At 60.1% G+C, this 15635-nt stretch carries 16 protein-coding genes; 11 read left to right on the top strand and 5 right to left on the bottom strand.

The annotated features are described in order from the left end of the window. Positions 1 to 266 precede the first annotated feature (266 nt). Together U862_RS0121820 and U862_RS0121815 are read right to left on the bottom strand one after the other, a co-directional pair. Positions 267 to 1487 (bottom strand): CaiB/BaiF CoA-transferase family protein, encoded by a 1221-nt coding sequence (locus U862_RS0121820; protein ID WP_025112358.1) that lies wholly within the window; start codon positions 1485 to 1487, stop codon positions 267 to 269. Between the two features lie 13 nt (positions 1488 to 1500). Continuing rightward, positions 1501 to 2682, bottom strand: coding sequence for an acyl-CoA dehydrogenase (locus U862_RS0121815; RefSeq protein WP_003220420.1), 1182 nt, complete (start codon positions 2680 to 2682; stop codon positions 1501 to 1503). Positions 2683 to 2839: 157 nt separating this feature from the next. Here U862_RS0121815 and U862_RS0121810 point away from each other — a divergent pair, with 157 nt between their 5' ends. The 11 genes from U862_RS0121810 to U862_RS0121760 all read left to right on the top strand — a co-directional run bounded on the left by U862_RS0121810 (position 2840) and on the right by U862_RS0121760 (position 12963). Continuing rightward, a complete protein-coding gene (locus tag U862_RS0121810) occupies positions 2840 to 3739 on the top strand; it encodes a LysR family transcriptional regulator (protein ID WP_025112357.1) in 900 nt (299 codons plus the stop codon). 434 nt (positions 3740 to 4173) lie between these two features. Next, positions 4174 to 5295 carry a Re/Si-specific NAD(P)(+) transhydrogenase subunit alpha gene (locus tag U862_RS0121805; protein ID WP_025112356.1) on the top strand — a complete coding sequence of 374 codons (1122 nt, stop codon included), beginning with the start codon at positions 4174 to 4176 and terminating at the stop codon, positions 5293 to 5295. A gap of 15 nt (positions 5296 to 5310) precedes the next feature. Beyond that, positions 5311 to 5631, top strand: coding sequence for an NAD(P) transhydrogenase subunit alpha (locus U862_RS0121800; RefSeq protein ID WP_025112355.1), 321 nt, complete (start codon positions 5311 to 5313; stop codon positions 5629 to 5631). Continuing rightward, positions 5631 to 7064: an NAD(P)(+) transhydrogenase (Re/Si-specific) subunit beta gene (locus U862_RS0121795; RefSeq protein ID WP_025112354.1), complete on the top strand. Its 1434-nt coding sequence runs from the start codon at positions 5631 to 5633 to the stop codon at positions 7062 to 7064. The genes U862_RS0121800 and U862_RS0121795 overlap by 1 nt, the downstream gene beginning before the upstream one ends. 214 nt (positions 7065 to 7278) lie before the next feature. Further along, positions 7279 to 8772, top strand: a complete 1494-nt coding sequence (locus U862_RS0121790; protein WP_025112353.1) for an acetyl-CoA hydrolase/transferase family protein — start codon at positions 7279 to 7281, stop codon at positions 8770 to 8772. Positions 8773 to 9093: 321 nt separating this feature from the next. Then, positions 9094 to 9309, top strand: coding sequence for a DUF1127 domain-containing protein (locus U862_RS0121785; RefSeq protein WP_007962833.1), 216 nt, complete (start codon positions 9094 to 9096; stop codon positions 9307 to 9309). Positions 9310 to 9563: 254 nt separating this feature from the next. Beyond that, positions 9564 to 9773, top strand: coding sequence for a DUF1127 domain-containing protein (locus U862_RS0121780; protein ID WP_025112352.1), 210 nt, complete (start codon positions 9564 to 9566; stop codon positions 9771 to 9773). 134 nt (positions 9774 to 9907) lie between these two features. Continuing rightward, complete coding sequence (locus tag U862_RS0121775; RefSeq protein WP_025112351.1) at positions 9908 to 10225, top strand: DUF2388 domain-containing protein; 318 nt, start codon at positions 9908 to 9910, stop codon at positions 10223 to 10225. 107 nt (positions 10226 to 10332) lie between these two features. Beyond that, entirely contained in the window at positions 10333 to 10641 is a 309-nt protein-coding gene (locus U862_RS0121770) for a DUF2388 domain-containing protein (protein ID WP_025112350.1), read from the top strand. 43 nt (positions 10642 to 10684) lie between these two features. After that, the gene (locus tag U862_RS0121765; RefSeq protein WP_007911662.1) at positions 10685 to 11005 is read left to right on the top strand and encodes a DUF2388 domain-containing protein; all 321 of its coding nucleotides are present in this window, start codon (positions 10685 to 10687) and stop codon (positions 11003 to 11005) included. Beyond that, positions 11002 to 12963, top strand: coding sequence for a DUF4105 domain-containing protein (locus tag U862_RS0121760; RefSeq protein WP_025112349.1), 1962 nt, complete (start codon positions 11002 to 11004; stop codon positions 12961 to 12963). Before U862_RS0121765 ends, U862_RS0121760 begins: the two co-directional genes overlap by 4 nt. A gap of 48 nt (positions 12964 to 13011) precedes the next feature. On the opposite strand, the gene U862_RS0121755 is transcribed toward U862_RS0121760, so the two are convergent. The 3 genes from U862_RS0121755 to trpB all read right to left on the bottom strand — a co-directional run bounded on the left by U862_RS0121755 (position 13012) and on the right by trpB (position 15634). Next, on the bottom strand, positions 13012 to 13467 hold the full coding sequence (locus tag U862_RS0121755; RefSeq protein WP_025112348.1) for an anti-virulence regulator CigR family protein: 456 nt from the start codon (positions 13465 to 13467) through the stop codon (positions 13012 to 13014). Between the two features lie 122 nt (positions 13468 to 13589). Next, positions 13590 to 14402 (bottom strand): tryptophan synthase subunit alpha, encoded by an 813-nt coding sequence (gene trpA, locus U862_RS0121750; protein ID WP_025112347.1) that lies wholly within the window; start codon positions 14400 to 14402, stop codon positions 13590 to 13592. Next, the gene (trpB, locus tag U862_RS0121745) at positions 14402 to 15634 is read right to left on the bottom strand and encodes a tryptophan synthase subunit beta (protein WP_025112346.1); all 1233 of its coding nucleotides are present in this window, start codon (positions 15632 to 15634) and stop codon (positions 14402 to 14404) included. The genes trpA and trpB overlap by 1 nt, the downstream gene beginning before the upstream one ends. Position 15635: the final 1 nt, after the last annotated feature.

Here is a 15635-nt window from a genome sequence, read left to right as displayed (position 1 = left end):
TAAAAGCGCCAGACATGCCGACATTTTCAACTCCTTCCAGGCTTCGATCAACTGAAGCAAGCCGCTGCCGAAAACTGCGTAACCCTTTGAATCTCAAGGAGTTTCCGTTTCGACTGCGCCGGAAGTGGGGCGAATTATAGACCTCCAGAATCTGCCGTCAACCGTTAATTTCAGTTTTCTTTCAATAACTTGCGGACAGGCTAATTAACACTCGACTCCCTCTATATAGAAGAGGGAATCAGCGCGCTTCTATATAGAAGGAACGATCAGAGCACTCCATCGTCTTTCAGCGCAGCCACCGCCCCAGCACCCAAACCCAGTACTCGCTGCAAAACCTCCAGCGTATGCTCACCCAGCAACGGCGGTGCACGACGATACTCAACCGGGGTTTGCGAGAGGCGTATCGGACTGGCCACTTGCGGCACCATGCCCGCCAACGCATGGGGCAGCTCAATCGCCAGCCCACGCGCTTTCACTTGCGGATCCTCAAATACCTGCGCCAGATCATTGATCGGCCCACACGGCACGCCCGCCTGCTCCAACTGAGCGACCCATTGCGCGGTAGTCTTGAACACCGTTGCCTGGCGAATCAGCGGAATCAGCTCGGCACGGTTCGCCACCCGCAGCTTGTTCGTGGCAAAGCGCGGATCATCTGCCCACTGCGGCTGACCCGCCACCTCGGCGAACTTGCGGAACTGCCCGTCATTACCCACGGTGAGGATGAAGTCGCCATCAGCCGTAGGAAAGTCCTGATAAGGCACAATGTTCGGGTGGGCATTGCCCAGCCGTTTGGGAGCATTGCCAGTGGTCAGGTAGTTCATCGCCTGGTTCGCCAGGCATGCAACCTGTACATCCAGCAGCGCCATATCGATGTGCTGGCCGCCGCCATCGTGATCCCGATGCGCCAGAGCCGCCAGGATCGCCACCGTCGAATACAGACCGGTCAGGATATCCGTCAGCGCCACCCCCACTTTTACCGGGCCAGCGCCTTCATCACCCTCGGGACGCCCAGTCAGGCTCATCAGCCCACCCAGCCCCTGGATCATGAAGTCATAACCCGCACGCTTGGCGTACGGCCCGGTCTGGCCGAATCCGGTAATCGAGCAGTAGATCAGGTCCGGATTGATCGCCTTCAGCGACTCGTAGTCCAGCCCGTACGCCGCCAGGCCACCGACCTTGAAGTTCTCGATGAGGATGTCCGACTTCGCCGCCAATTCCCGTACAAGTTTCTGCCCTTCGGGACGCGTGAAGTCGATGGTCACCGATTGCTTGTTGCGGTTGGCCGACAAGTAGTAAGCCGCCTCGCTGGTGTTCTCTCCATAAGCGTCCTTAAGGAACGGCGGCCCCCAGGCGCGAGTGTCGTCACCGTTGCCCGGGCGCTCGACCTTGATCACCTCGGCGCCAAGGTCGGCGAGTATCTGCCCGGCCCACGGCCCGGCCAATACTCGCGATAAATCCAGTACCCGCAGATGCGACAGCGCGCCCATGGTCGCTCTCCTGTTAATAGAACGCCTGCAGACCGGTTTGTGCGCGACCCAGGATCAGCGCGTGGACGTCATGGGTACCTTCATAGGTATTCACCACCTCCAGGTTAACCAGATGACGGGCCACGCCGAACTCATCGGAGATACCGTTGCCGCCCAGCATGTCACGGGCCATACGGGCGATATCCAGCGACTTGCCGCAGGAATTGCGCTTCATGATCGAGGTGATCTCGACCGCAGCGGTACCTTCATCCTTCATGCGCCCCAGCCGCAGGCAGCCTTGCAGGGCCAGAGTGATCTCGGTCTGCATGTCGGCCAGCTTCTTCTGGATCAATTGCGTGGCAGCCAATGGGCGACCGAACTGTTGACGATCCAGCGTGTATTGGCGCGCGGTGTGCCAGCAGAACTCGGCAGCGCCCAATGCGCCCCAAGAGATGCCATAACGTGCGGAGTTAAGGCAGGTGAACGGACCTTTCAGGCCACGCACGTCGGGGAAGATGTTTTCTTCCGGCACGAATACGTTGTCCATGACGATTTCGCCGGTGATCGACGCCCGAAGGCCAACCTTGCCGTGAATCGCCGGAGCGCTCAGCCCCTTCCAGCCCTTCTCCAGAACGAAACCACGGATGTCGCCGGCATCGTCCTTGGCCCAGACCACGAACACGTCGGCGATCGGGCTGTTGGTGATCCACATCTTGGCGCCGGTCAGGCTGTAGCCGCCGTCGACCTTGCGCGCACGGGTGATCATCGCACCCGGATCAGAGCCATGGTTCGGCTCGGTCAGACCGAAGCAACCGATCCATTCGCCGGATGCGAGTTTCGGCAGGTATTTCTGTTTCTGCGCTTCAGTGCCAAATTCATTGATCGGCACCATCACCAGGGAGGACTGCACGCTCATCATCGAACGGTAGCCGGAGTCGACACGCTCCACCTCGCGGGCGATCAGACCGTAGCTGACGTAGTTCAGGCCGCTGCCACCGTATTGCTCAGGGATGGTCGCGCCCAGCAGGCCGACTTCGCCCATTTCGCGGAAGATCGCCGGGTCGGTTTTCTCATGGCGGAAAGCTTCGAGGACACGTGGCGCCAGGCTCTGTTGGGCGAACTGGGCGGCAGTGTCGCGGATCATGCGCTCCTCTTCGGTGAGCTGCTGATCCAGCAGGAGGGGATCGATCCAGTTGAAGCTAGCTTTACCGCCCATGAGTGTGTCCTCGCAAATCGGTGAATTAACGTGGCATTGATCCTAGGCCGCGTTCGCCATCGCGGCAAACGAGGATTTCGCATCCTGTTGTGCTAATTTCTCACTCCGAAACGTCGCCGAATGCCTTTTATGCGGCGCATTAGTGAGGTTGACGTACATGCGCAGGAAAATCCCCAGCACCACCGCCCTGATCAGCTTCGAGGCCGCCGCTCGCCACGAGAGCTTTACCAGAGCCGCCGAAGAACTTTCTCTCACCCAAGGCGCGATTTGCCGACAGATCGCCAGCCTTGAGGACTTCCTCAGTGTGGAACTGTTCCGACGCTCGCGACGCGGGGTGAAGCTGACCGAGGCCGGTCTTTCCTACAGCCGTCGGGTCGCCACGCAACTGGATGCTGTCGAGCGCGACACGCTCTCGGTTATGGGCCAGCAGGGCACCAACGTAATCGAACTGGCGGTGGTGCCGACCTTCGGCACGCAATGGCTGCTGCCAAAGCTCAAGGATTTCCAGCTCAAGCACCCCGAGGTCACGGTCAACCTGACCAACCGCACCCGACCATTCCTGTTTGCCGACACCGATTTCGACGCGGCGATCTACTTCGGCGACGCCGATTGGTCGGGTACCGAATCCCACAGGTTGATGGGCGAGAATCCGATGCCGGTGTGCAGCCCCGCCCTACTCGGCAGCAGGACGCATCTGACACCCAACGAGATCGCCGAGATGCCGCTGCTGCAACAGACCACCCGCCCCTATGCCTGGCGCCAATGGTTCAACTCGCAGCATCTGAACATCCCCCGCGACATGACAGGCCCGCGCTACGAGCTATTCTCCATGTTGGCCCAAGCGGCCATGCACGACATGGGCATTGCGCTGATTCCACCGTTCCTGATCCAGCGCGAACTGGCCGAGAAATGCCTGGTGATCGCCAACCCGAATGCGCTCTCCAGCATCAAGGCGTATTACCTGATGATTCCGGAGCGCAAGGTCGAATCGGCATCACTCAAGGCATTCCGCGATTGGCTGGTCAATCAGGCAAACAGCTACAGCCTAGAAGGCTAAAGGCTTTCAGCGATTACTAACCCGGTAGTCAGGAAAACCAAAGCCCTACAAATATAAGTATTTGTCGCAAAATCGCAGACTGTATCCGAAAGTCGTACAGACGTCCCACAAGCGCCTGCGGACGTGGCTTTGAGCCTCTATCAACGACTCATTACTGCCTATTCACGTCACCGATGAGAATTTTTTTCAAATTCGGCCAGAATCCTTACAAGGCACGGCCTGCAAGGGATTCAGCCGGCCATCTGCGACATTCGGTCACGGGATGACTTGTAGTTAATTTTCCGTCACCCGTCATAATCCCTTGAAGGGCATAAAGTTCGCCTGCAAAATGCCGCGCCCCGCCCTGATTTGGCGGGATCGTGCTGATCGGCCGCCCCAGTCGCACCATCCGCAGTGCCTGGGTTTACTCAATAAGATCACGCAGGAGATTTGACGTGCACATTGGTGTTCCTCTCGAAACCCAGACCGGTGAAACACGGGTTGCTGCAACCCCGGAAACCATTAAGAAGCTGATCAGCCAAGGCCATAAGGTCACTGTGCAAACCGGCGCCGGCGTAAAAGCCAGTGTTGTCGACAGTGCCTATGAAGCGGCGGGCGCAACCATTGGCAGTGCCAACGATGCGTTCGGCGCCGAGCTGATTCTCAAAGTGGTCGCCCCCAGCGACGCCGAACTGGCGCTGATCAAGCGCGGCACGGTGCTGGTGGGCATGCTCAATCCGTTCAACAACGAAACCATCGCGAAGATGGCCGAGTGCGGCATTACCGCGTTCGCCCTTGAAGCGGCGCCGCGCACCTCGCGCGCGCAGAGTCTCGATGTGTTGTCGTCACAGGCGAACATTGCCGGATATAAGGCTGTGTTGCTGGCCGCTCACTACTATCCGCGCTTCATGCCAATGTTGATGACCGCTGCGGGCACCGTGAAAGCGGCGCGCGTGCTGATTCTCGGCGCAGGTGTGGCCGGGTTGCAGGCGATTGCCACGGCGAAACGTCTGGGTGCGGTGATCGAAGCGTCTGACGTACGCCCGGCGGTGAAGGAGCAGATCGAGTCCCTCGGCGCCAAGTTCGTCGACGTGCCTTACGAGACCGACGAAGAACGCGAATGCGCAGTCGGTGTCGGCGGTTACGCGCGGCCAATGCCGGCAAGCTGGATGCAGCGTCAGGCCCAGGCCGTGCACGAACGCGCCAAGCAGGCCGACATCGTTATCACCACCGCGCTGATACCGGGCCGCAAGGCTCCGACGCTGCTGAGCGCGGACACCGTGGCGCAGATGAAGCCAGGCTCGGTGGTCATTGACCTCGCGGCGGCCCAGGGCGGCAACTGCCCGCTTACCGTGGCCGATCAAGTCGTGGTCGAGAACGGCGTGACCATCGTCGGCCCGACCAACCTGGCCGGTGAAGTCGCTGCAGACGCCTCGGCGCTGTACGCACGCAACCTGCTGGACTTCCTCAAGCTGGTGTTCACCAAGGAAGGCCAGTTCGACGTCAACCTCGAAGACGACATCGTCGCCGCGTGCCTGATGTGCCGCGACGGCCAAGTCATCCGTAAAAACGCCTAAGCAGGGATTCAGACGATGGAAGAGCTTATCTCCCCCGGTATCTACAACCTGATCATCTTCGTGCTGGCGATTTATGTCGGTTATCACGTGGTCTGGAACGTTACACCTGCGCTGCACACGCCATTGATGGCTGTGACCAACGCCATCTCGGCGATCGTGATCGTCGGCGCCATGCTCGCGGCCGCACTGACCGTCACGCCGCTGGGCAAAACCATGGGCACCCTCGCGGTGGCGCTGGCGGCGGTCAACGTGTTCGGTGGCTTCCTGGTCACCCGCCGCATGCTTGAGATGTTCAAGAAGAAAGCCCCGAAAGTAAAAGAAGAGGCGCTGAAGTAATGAGCATGAATCTCGTCACGACGCTCTACCTGATCGCGTCGATCTGCTTCATCCAGGCCCTCAAAGGCCTGTCGCACCCGACCACATCGCGGCGCGGCAACCTGTTCGGCATGCTCGGTATGGCCTTGGCCATCCTGACCACTGTCGGTCTCATCTATAAGTTGGGTGCTGAGCTTGCCACTGCCGGTATCGGTTACGTGATCGTCGGCCTGCTGGTCGGCGGCACCGCCGGTTCGATCATGGCCAAGCGCGTTGAAATGACCAAGATGCCGGAACTGGTCGCCTTCATGCACAGCATGATCGGCCTCGCGGCAGTGTTCATTGCCATCGCTGCCGTGGTTGAACCGCAGTCGCTGGGTATCGTCAAGCAACTGGGCGACTCGATCCCGACGGGCAACCGCCTGGAGCTGTTCCTCGGTGCAGCCATCGGTGCAATCACCTTCTCCGGTTCGGTGATCGCCTTCGGCAAGTTGTCGGGCAAGTACAAGTTCCGTCTGTTCCAGGGCGCACCGGTACAGTTCGCCGGTCAGCACAAGCTGAACGCCGTACTGGGCCTGGCAACGCTGGCTCTCGGCCTGACCTTCATGTTCACCGGCAACCTCAGCGCTTTCGCGCTGATGCTGGCGCTGGCGTTCGTGATGGGCGTGCTGATCATCATCCCGATCGGCGGTGCGGACATGCCGGTAGTGGTGTCGATGCTCAACAGCTATTCGGGTTGGGCAGCAGCAGGTATCGGTTTCTCGCTGAACAACTCGATGCTCATCATTGCCGGTTCGCTGGTGGGTTCGAGCGGTGCAATCCTCTCGTACATCATGTGCAAGGCGATGAACCGTTCCTTCTTTAATGTACTGCTCGGCGGTTTCGGCAACACAGCCGACGCTGGCCCGGCCGGTGCGAAAGAAGCCCGTCCGGTGAAATCCGGTTCGGCCGACGACGCGACCTTCCTGCTGACCAACGCCGACACCGTGATCATCGTCCCGGGTTACGGCCTGGCAGTGGCCCGCGCGCAGCATGCATTGAAAGAGTTGACCGAGAAGCTGACTCACCGCGGCGTGACCGTTAAGTACGCGATTCACCCGGTGGCCGGTCGTATGCCCGGGCACATGAACGTCCTGCTCGCCGAGGCCGAAGTGCCTTACGACCAGGTGTTCGAGATGGAAGACATCAACTCCGAGTTCGGCCAGGCCGACGTGGTGCTGGTGCTCGGCGCGAACGACGTGGTCAACCCGGCTGCGAAGAACGATCCGAAATCGCCGATTGCCGGCATGCCGATTCTCGAAGCGTTCAAGGCCAAGACCATCATCGTCAACAAGCGCTCGATGGCCAGCGGCTATGCCGGTCTGGACAACGAACTGTTCTACCTGGACAAGACCATGATGGTGTTCGGCGACGCGAAGAAAGTCATCGAAGACATGGTCAAAGCTGTCGAGTAATCCAACGCAGCCGGACCAGACGCCCCGACTTGTCGGGGCGTTTTTGTTTGTGCAAAGCGTCGGACAATTTGCCGCGTTGTTGCAGAACCGGTAACGGTGTTTTACTTGAAACCCGCTAAATAGACGCCTCGTTTGCGACCTTGGTAGCGGGACAGGCGCCCGCGAAATTCACTAGACTGCGCATCCTGCTACTCGCTTCCCGAGAAAATAATCCATGTACCGTGACCGTATTCGCCTGCCTTCGTTGTTGGATAAAGTGATGAGCGCCGCCGACGCTGCTGCGCTGATTGAAGACGGCATGACCGTCGGCATGAGCGGCTTCACCCGCGCCGGCGAAGCCAAGGCCGTCCCTCACGCACTGGCCGAGCGAGCGAAGGTCACGCCGCTGAAAATCAGCCTGATGACCGGCGCCAGCCTGGGCAACGACCTCGACAAGCAACTGACCGAGGCCGGCGTACTGTCGCGTCGCATGCCGTTCCAGGTCGACAGCACCTTGCGCAAGGCGATCAACGCCGGCGAAGTGATGTTTATCGACCAGCACCTGTCGGAAACCGTCGAACAATTGCGCAACCAGCAATTGAAACTGCCGGACATCGCGGTAATCGAAGCCGTGGCCATCACCGAACAGGGCCATATCGTGCCGACCACTTCGGTGGGCAACTCGGCAAGCTTCGCGATTTTCGCCAAGCAAGTGATCGTCGAGATCAATCTGGCGCACAACGCCAACCTCGAAGGCCTGCATGACATCTATATCCCGACCTACCGCCCGACCCGCACGCCAATCCCGTTGGTAAAGGTCGACGACCGCATTGGGAGCACCGCGATTCCGATTCCACCGGAAAAGATCGTGGCCATCGTCATCACGCAACAGGCAGATTCGCCGTCCACGGTGTCGACCCCGGATGTCGACACCAACGCCATTGCCGAGCACCTGATCACGTTCTTCAAGCAGGAGGTCGATGCCGGACGCATGACCAATAAGCTCGGCCCGTTGCAGGCCGGGATCGGCAACATCGCCAACGCGGTGATGTGCGGTCTGATCGATTCGCCGTTCGAAGACCTGACCATGTACTCCGAAGTGCTGCAGGACTCGACCTTCGACCTGATCGATGCGGGCAAGCTGAGCTTTGCCTCGGGCAGCTCGATCACCCTGTCAGAGCGGCGCAACAGCGACGTGTTCGGCAACCTGGAAAAGTACAAGGACAAATTGGTGCTGCGTCCGCAGGAGATCTCCAACCATCCGGAAGTGGTGCGCCGTCTCGGCATCATCGGCATCAATACCGCGCTGGAGTTCGACATCTACGGCAATGTCAACTCCACCCACGTCTGTGGCACGCGGATGATGAATGGCATTGGTGGTTCCGGCGACTTCGCGCGCAACGCGCACCTGGCGGTGTTCGTGACCAAGTCGATCGCCAAGGGCGGGGCGATTTCCAGCGTGGTGCCGATGGTCAGCCACGTCGACCACACCGAACATGACGTCGACATTCTGGTGACCGAAGTCGGTCTGGCTGACCTGCGCGGCCTGGCACCGCGCGAGCGCGCCCGGGTGATCATCGACAACTGCGTGCATCCCGACTACCGCCAGGCGCTGAATGACTACTTCGCTGCCGCCTGCGCCATCGGTGGTCATACCCCGCACATCCTGCGGGAAGCCCTGAGCTGGCACATGAACCTGGAAGAAACCGGGCGCATGCTCGCGGTGTAATTCGCACAGTCAAACCGCTGATGCAAACACAGTTTGTGTCAGCGGTTTTTTTCACATACCTCATCTGGCAAAAACTGTACTGCTGTACTGGTCATTTCCTACAGCATTTACCTACTCTTGTCCCCGGATTGAGTAAAAATGCACCAGTTAAGTGCGGACAGGTACAGTTTGCTCAATTTTGACCCGTACACCCCCTATAAACAGTTAACTGGTCACTCACAATACAGTTGAACTGTATCTAGAGAGACTAGGCAAACGAGAGGATCATGGGCACCAGTTAAACCACTACCTGATCCCGCCACAAGCGGAAGGATGTCAACCATGGAACGTACACTCAGTTCCGAACTGTTCTTCGAAGACAAAGCTGCAAAAAACCAGGCTTCCCTGCCTCTGCGCGTTATCGCCAACCTGATGTTGTGGCAGCGCCGCATCTCCAGCCGCCACCAACTGGCTCGTCTGGATTCGCGTCTGCTGGCTGACGCTGGTATCAGCGAAGCACAACGCTACGAAGAGCTGAGCAAGCCGTTCTGGCGCTAAGTAGCGTCGCTGGCTCTGGTCGTCAGACCCACCGCCAGCAACCCGAATTGAACACACAAGACCCGTCGCGGGAAATCGCGACGGGTCTTGTCGTTTCAGGGTTTTAAAAGCCCGTACAGCCACTCGCCAGAACAACAGGTACAGTTTTAGAATAACCAAATCTGAACCAGTACAATTTCCCCTCGGTGTATCTGCTTCCAAAATTGCATTCGGCGCAGCATGTCCTTGACCCCTCTCGGCTCAAGGAATACGCCATGAAAGACTTACAGGATGTTTCAGCAATTTCGATTCAGCCACTCGTTCGCCAGCACCCGCTGCGGCGCCTGCTGCGTGGCGTGTGGCACGCACTGGAGCGCGCCAGGACACGACGCCTGCTGGCTCAGCTTGATCAGCGCGACCTCGCGGATCTGGGCCTCAGCCATGCCGATCGGCTCAACGAACTGGAGAAACCCTTCTGGCGCTAGCACTCTGCCCACTGTCCGAACACCGCGCGGCGGCCTAATATCCACGGCAGAACGTGGCGAATCTTCTGTAACCCGCGTCTGACTCATCAGACACAAGCCACCTCTCAATACGGTTTACCTTCAGGAGATACACCATGTCCCGTCTTCGCCTGCTCAGCGCTGCCGCCTTGCTGGCCGTGGCAGCCAACGCCAGTGCCTCCAGTTTCATCGTGACCACCGACGCCGTAGTTGGCGCGCTGAAGTCCTCTTCGGACGCCACTTCCGACGTCAGCTCTTCGCTGCGTGACAACAAAGTCGTGCTCGCTGCCCGTGACGATGCTGCCAGCTTCGTTGCCAGCGAAGGCCAGATCCGTGGCGTGAAACTGGAAAGTGCCCTGGACCTCATCCGCCATCAGGCACCGCAGCTGAAAGCAACCGACACACAGCTGGCGCAAGCCATCCTGGCGATCTGATCCAACGCTGCTGGAAGGGGCACGCCAGTCGTGTCCCGATGTTTCGCCACTGGCTCTGGCCCGGGCATTACGCTAGCCTTGGGACTCGTTAACCGTTATCGAGTCCCATGCGTTTTCTGACCAATCTGCTTATTCCTTCCGCCTTGATCAGCGCCTGCTGGGCGACGTCGGTCGATGCCTTTGATGTCACCACACAAAACACCGTCGTCAGCCTTTGGGCCACCGGCATGGTGTCTTCCGCACCATTCGACCGTAAACTGATCCTCGCCGCTCACGATGATGCGGCGGCGTTTGTTGCCAGTGACGGTCAATTGCGCGGCGCGCAGCTCGAATCCGCACTGCATTACCTGCGCAAATCCCGACCAAAACTTCATGTCAGCGACCTTGAACTGGCACAGGCAATTCTCGTCCAATAGTTATCCCAGTCCTTCGTTATCATTGCCCCTCCGGAGTCGTTCCATGCGTAGCCCGCTGATTGCTGCCGCCCTTGGCCTGTTTTTGTTGGCCGACGTGGCCCAGGCGCACACCCTGGTAGCCACCAGTAACATCATCGTTCGTGCCTCCCAGCGCACCATCGATTTCACCTCCGATACCACCACGTCGATTCGCGATTCGAAAATCATCCGCGAAGCTCACGACGATGCGGCCAGCTTCGTTGCCACCAACGGCGATATCCGTGGTGCGCACCTGGAAGCCGCCCTCAATACCTTGCGCACGCGTGTACCCGAAGCCCGCGATGCGAGTGATCAGGTGCTCGCCGAAGCCATCCTCGCACTGTGAAGTCAATCGGCGCCTGGCTGCTGGCCGGGGCATTGTTGCTGCTTGGCAACAGCGCCCACGCCAGCTTGCAATTGCGGCTCAAGACCGACGGCCTGAGCCCCGCTCAACAGCAAGCCAGCCAGGCGTTGCTCGATGAAGCGATGCAGAAGCTGCCTCCCAGCTTTGTCGAACAGCTGGACCGGCGCATCGATGTCGGCTGGACCGACGACATGCCCGGCAATGCTTACGGCCAGGCGACCCTGGTCGCCGAACTCGACCTGAACCGCAAACTGCTCGCCAGCCTCACCGACGGCAGCGCGGCCAAAGAGCAAACCAATCGCCCCCACGGCACGGTCCGCCAGGAACTGCTGGCAACGGTGCTGCACGAACTCACCCACATTTATGACCGCGCACGTCTGTGGCCCGCCGCCGAACGCACGATGATCCAGCGCTGCACTCGTCGCAGCAACAGCGCCGGCCTGGTCGGCATTCCCGATGAATGTCGCGGACAGACCGAACGGCGCTTCACCCTCAGCGATGACCCGCGCCTGCTCGACCTCGCCGGTTGGCAACAGTACGTCGGGCGCCGCGGCGAGCGTGAACAGCACAACCGTCAGGTGGCCCGCAGCCCGGACCTGTACGAAATCTCCAGCCCGAAAGAGTTTGTCGCGGTCAACATGGAGTATTTCCTCCTCGACCCGAGCTACGCCTGCCGCCGTCCGGCGCTCTATCGCTACTACAAGGAACGCTTCGGCTGGGCTCCTCCGGTCAAGGACACCTGCAGCAACACCTTCGCCTTTCTCAATGCCGGCAACGACTTCGCCAAACAGCCACTGGGGCAGGTCGATCCGGAGCGGGTGTATGCCGTCGACTACTTGCTGGCCGAGGCCAACCAGAACTGGGTCAGCCGCTGGGGCCACAGCATGTTGCGCCTGGTGATCTGTGCTCCGGGTCGACCACGTGGCCCGGATTGCCGGCTCGACCTGGATCAGCACCTGGTGCTGTCCTATCGCGCCTTTGTCGGTGACGTCCAGCTGTCGAGCTGGGACGGGCTGGTGGGCAAATACCCGTCGCGGCTGTTCGTGCTGCCGCTGGCCCAGGTGATCGACGAGTACACCAAGACTGAACTGCGCAGCCTCGCGTCAGTGCCGCTGAACCTGTCGCGCACCGAGATTGAAGAGGTGGTCGAACACGCCGCCGAGATGCACTGGAGCTACGACGGCAACTACTTCTTCCTGTCCAACAACTGTGCCGTGGAAAGCCTCAAGCTGTTGCGCAGCGGCAGCAACAACAAGCAGCTTATCGGCCTGGACAGCATCATGCCCAACGGCTTGCTGGAAGTGATGAAAGGCCGCGGACTGGCCGACACCAGCGTACTGGACAACCCCAAGGAAGCCCTGCGCCTGGGCTATCGCTTCGACTCGTTCCGCGATCGCTATCAGGCGATGTTCGATGTGTTGAAGAAGCAGTTGCCGATCAAACAAACCACCGTCGAGGACTGGCTGTCATTGTCTGCCGAAGAACGCCGCCAATGGTTCGAGCGTGCGGACCTGCGCACCAGTGCCGCGTTACTGCTGCTGGAACAGGCGAGCTATCGCCGCCAGTTGCTGCTGGCGCAGGATGAGGTCAAGCAGCGCTACCTCGGTGCCCGGGAGCTGGAAAACGGTGGCATGGACAAGGCCAACGCGACCCTGCAGGAAATTCTCGCCAACAGCGGCTTCCTCAGCCGTCCGGCAGAACTGCTCGACAGCCGTGGCTACGGCCTGCCGCAGCCGAGCGAGTTCAAGCGCCTGCAAGACGAAAGCAGCCAACGCCAGAAACAACTGCTGGCGCTGAGCGGCGATCTGGACAAGGAGGTGCGCAAGTTGCTGGAACCCAAGCGTGCAGCCGAGATTGCCGCCAGCGAAGCCAATGTGAAGCAGATTGGTGAACATCTGCGCAAACTGCACAAGGCATCCGGCGGGCTTGAGCTGCCCTGAAAAAAAGATCGCAGCCCTGGGGCTGCAATCTTTTTTATTGCCTGCTGATCAGTTCAGAACGCCATCCAGAATTTCGTAAACAATTCCGGTGCCCACCGCGATCAGCACGATATCGCCCCCGGTGCGGCGCCATTCATAACCGGGATACACCGGCAAACGGCTCAACGCTCGACCGTCCAGGCGCTCGCCGTAATAACCGTGCGGCAACGGCCGGCCGCGCTCCAGATGGATACCCGGTGGCGGTGGTGCACCGCGCACGAAGTAGCCGTGGTTATCGCGAATGGTCTGGCGCACCGGGCCGAAGTCGTGCGGTGGCGGGCCGCCACGGTGATCGTTTGGCGGGCCACGATGATCGTCGCGATGGTCATTGCCATGGTTGTCGTACTGGCCCTGCTGCGGGCCACCGTGCTCATGATCATCGCGCTGATCGGCGCTGGCCAGCAGCGGTGTCGCACTGATCATCAGTACGCCCAATCCGGCAATCAGACGTTTCGGCATTTTCATCGGGTCTTTCCTCACTGCACCAACAGCAAAAAGGGATTCAGAACGTGGTTCTGAATCCCTCGGTCTTGCTCAATTAGGCTGCGTTGTGAGGCGCTAATTCCTCTGTATCAGGAACTTTACCTTTAGCTGACGCGGGCCTGACGCACGCCTTCGGACAGTGCCGAGCACAGGCTCAGCACGCCGTCGATGGCCTGCTCCGGCGTGGTCGCATTGGCGATGTGGTCGATCAGTGCCGAGCCCACCACCACACCGTCCGCCAGACGCGCAATGGAAGCCGCCTGCTCCGGGGTGCGGATGCCGAAACCGATGCTGATCGGCAGGTCGGTATGCCGACGCAGACGCGTTACCGCCTCTTCGACGTGCTCCAGTGTTGCCGCGCCAGCACCGGTCACACCGGCCACCGACACGTAGTACACGAAACCCGAGCTGCCATTGAGCACTTTCGGCAGACGCGCATCGTCAGTGGTCGGGGTGGTCAGGCGGATGAAGTCCAGGCCGGCAGCCTGCGCCGGATCGCAGAGCTCGGCGTTGTGCTCCGGGGGCATGTCGACCACGATCAGCCCATCGACACCGGCTTGCTTGGCATCGGCAATGAAGCGCGGCACGCCATACATGTGGATCGGGTTGAAGTAGCCCATCAGCACCAGCGGCGTGTCGCTGTTGCCTTCGCGGAACTCACGGACCATCTGCAGGGTTTTCACCAGGTTCTGCTTGGCACCCAACGCACGGATGTTCGCCAGTTGAATCGCCGGGCCGTCGGCCATCGGGTCGGTGAACGGCATGCCCAATTCGATCACATCGGCGCCAGCGCCCGGCAGACCTTTGAGGATCGCCAGCGAAGTGGCGTAATCCGGATCACCGGCGGTGACGAAGGTCACCAGCGCGGCGCGGTTCTGTTCTTTGAGGTCGGCAAAGCGGGTTTGCAGGCGGCTCATCAGTGTTTCTCCTGCTTGGACTGTTCCATATGGTGCATGACGGTCTGCATGTCTTTGTCGCCACGGCCCGACAGGTTGACCACCATCAGATGCTCCTTCGGCAGGTTCGGCGCGCGTTTGAATACTTCAGCCAACGCGTGGGCGCTTTCCAGGGCAGGAATGATCCCTTCCAGGCGGCAGCATTTGTGGAATGCGTCGAGGGCTTCGTCGTCGGTCACCGAGGTGTATTGAACGCGGCCGATGTCATGCAACCAGGCGTGTTCCGGACCAATACCTGGATAATCGAGGCCGGCGGAGATCGAGTGGGCGTCGATGATCTGACCATCGTCGTCCTGCAGCAGGAAGGTACGGTTGCCGTGCAACACACCCGGTACACCGCCGTTCAGGCTGGCCGCGTGCTTGCCGGTTTCGATGCCGTAACCGGCCGCTTCGACCCCAATGATTTCGACGCTCTTGTCGTCGAGGAACGGGTGGAACAGGCCCATGGCGTTGGAACCGCCACCGATGCACGCCACCAGGCTGTCCGGCAGACGACCTTCCTGAGCCTGCAACTGATCGCGGGTTTCCTTGCCGATCACGGCCTGGAAGTCGCGAACCATTGCCGGGTACGGGTGCGGACCGGCCACGGTGCCGATCAGGTAGAAGGTGCTGTCGACGTTGGTCACCCAGTCACGCAGCGCTTCGTTCATCGCATCTTTCAAAGTGCCGGTGCCGGCAACCACCGGAATCACTTCAGCGCCCAGCAGCTTCATGCGGAACACGTTGGCCTGCTGACGCTCAATGTCAGTGGTGCCCATGTAGATCACGCAGTCCAGACCGAAACGCGCGGCAACGGTGGCGGTGGCCACGCCGTGCATGCCCGCGCCGGTCTCGGCGATGATGCGTTTCTTGCCCATGCGTCGCGCCAGCAGGATCTGGCCGATGCAGTTATTAATCTTGTGCGCGCCGGTGTGGTTCAGCTCTTCGCGCTTGAGGTAGATCTTGGCGCCACCACAGAACTCGGTCAGACGCTCGGCAAAATACAGCGGGCTTGGACGTCCGACATAGTCACGCTGGAAATAGGCCAGTTCTTCCTTGAATGCAGGATCTTCCTTGGCCGCTTCGTATTCGCGGGCCAGATCGAGGATCAACGGCATCAGGGTTTCCGCTACGTAGCGGCCACCGAACGCGCCGAACAGGCCGTTATCGTCCGGGCCGTTGCGCAGATTGGAAGTGTTCGAAGTCTGGGTCATG

This window comes from Pseudomonas sp. H1h (assembly GCF_000633255.1).
Taxonomy (GTDB): Bacteria; Pseudomonadota; Gammaproteobacteria; order Pseudomonadales; family Pseudomonadaceae; genus Aquipseudomonas.
Note: the sequence above shows the minus strand (reverse complement) of the source record. Positions and strands in the feature narration are given on the sequence as shown.

What these genes read in the sequence shown, in the direction of transcription:
- U862_RS0121820 (WP_025112358.1), bottom strand. Translation starts at nt 1,487, where the DNA reads ATGGGCGCGCTGTCGCATCTGCGGGTACTGGATTTATCGCGAGTATTG.
- U862_RS0121815 (WP_003220420.1), bottom strand. Translation starts at nt 2,682, where the DNA reads ATGGGCGGTAAAGCTAGCTTCAACTGGATCGATCCCCTCCTGCTGGAT.
- U862_RS0121810 (WP_025112357.1), top strand. Translation starts at nt 2,840, where the DNA reads ATGCGCAGGAAAATCCCCAGCACCACCGCCCTGATCAGCTTCGAGGCC.
- U862_RS0121800 (WP_025112355.1), top strand. Translation starts at nt 5,311, where the DNA reads ATGGAAGAGCTTATCTCCCCCGGTATCTACAACCTGATCATCTTCGTG.
- U862_RS0121795 (WP_025112354.1), top strand. Translation starts at nt 5,631, where the DNA reads ATGAGCATGAATCTCGTCACGACGCTCTACCTGATCGCGTCGATCTGC.
- U862_RS0121790 (WP_025112353.1), top strand. Translation starts at nt 7,279, where the DNA reads ATGTACCGTGACCGTATTCGCCTGCCTTCGTTGTTGGATAAAGTGATG.
- U862_RS0121785 (WP_007962833.1), top strand. Translation starts at nt 9,094, where the DNA reads ATGGAACGTACACTCAGTTCCGAACTGTTCTTCGAAGACAAAGCTGCA.
- U862_RS0121780 (WP_025112352.1), top strand. Translation starts at nt 9,564, where the DNA reads ATGAAAGACTTACAGGATGTTTCAGCAATTTCGATTCAGCCACTCGTT.
- U862_RS0121775 (WP_025112351.1), top strand. Translation starts at nt 9,908, where the DNA reads ATGTCCCGTCTTCGCCTGCTCAGCGCTGCCGCCTTGCTGGCCGTGGCA.
- U862_RS0121770 (WP_025112350.1), top strand. Translation starts at nt 10,333, where the DNA reads ATGCGTTTTCTGACCAATCTGCTTATTCCTTCCGCCTTGATCAGCGCC.
- U862_RS0121765 (WP_007911662.1), top strand. Translation starts at nt 10,685, where the DNA reads ATGCGTAGCCCGCTGATTGCTGCCGCCCTTGGCCTGTTTTTGTTGGCC.
- U862_RS0121755 (WP_025112348.1), bottom strand. Translation starts at nt 13,467, where the DNA reads ATGAAAATGCCGAAACGTCTGATTGCCGGATTGGGCGTACTGATGATC.
- trpA (WP_025112347.1), bottom strand. Translation starts at nt 14,402, where the DNA reads ATGAGCCGCCTGCAAACCCGCTTTGCCGACCTCAAAGAACAGAACCGC.
- trpB (WP_025112346.1), bottom strand. Translation starts at nt 15,634, where the DNA reads ATGACCCAGACTTCGAACACTTCCAATCTGCGCAACGGCCCGGACGAT.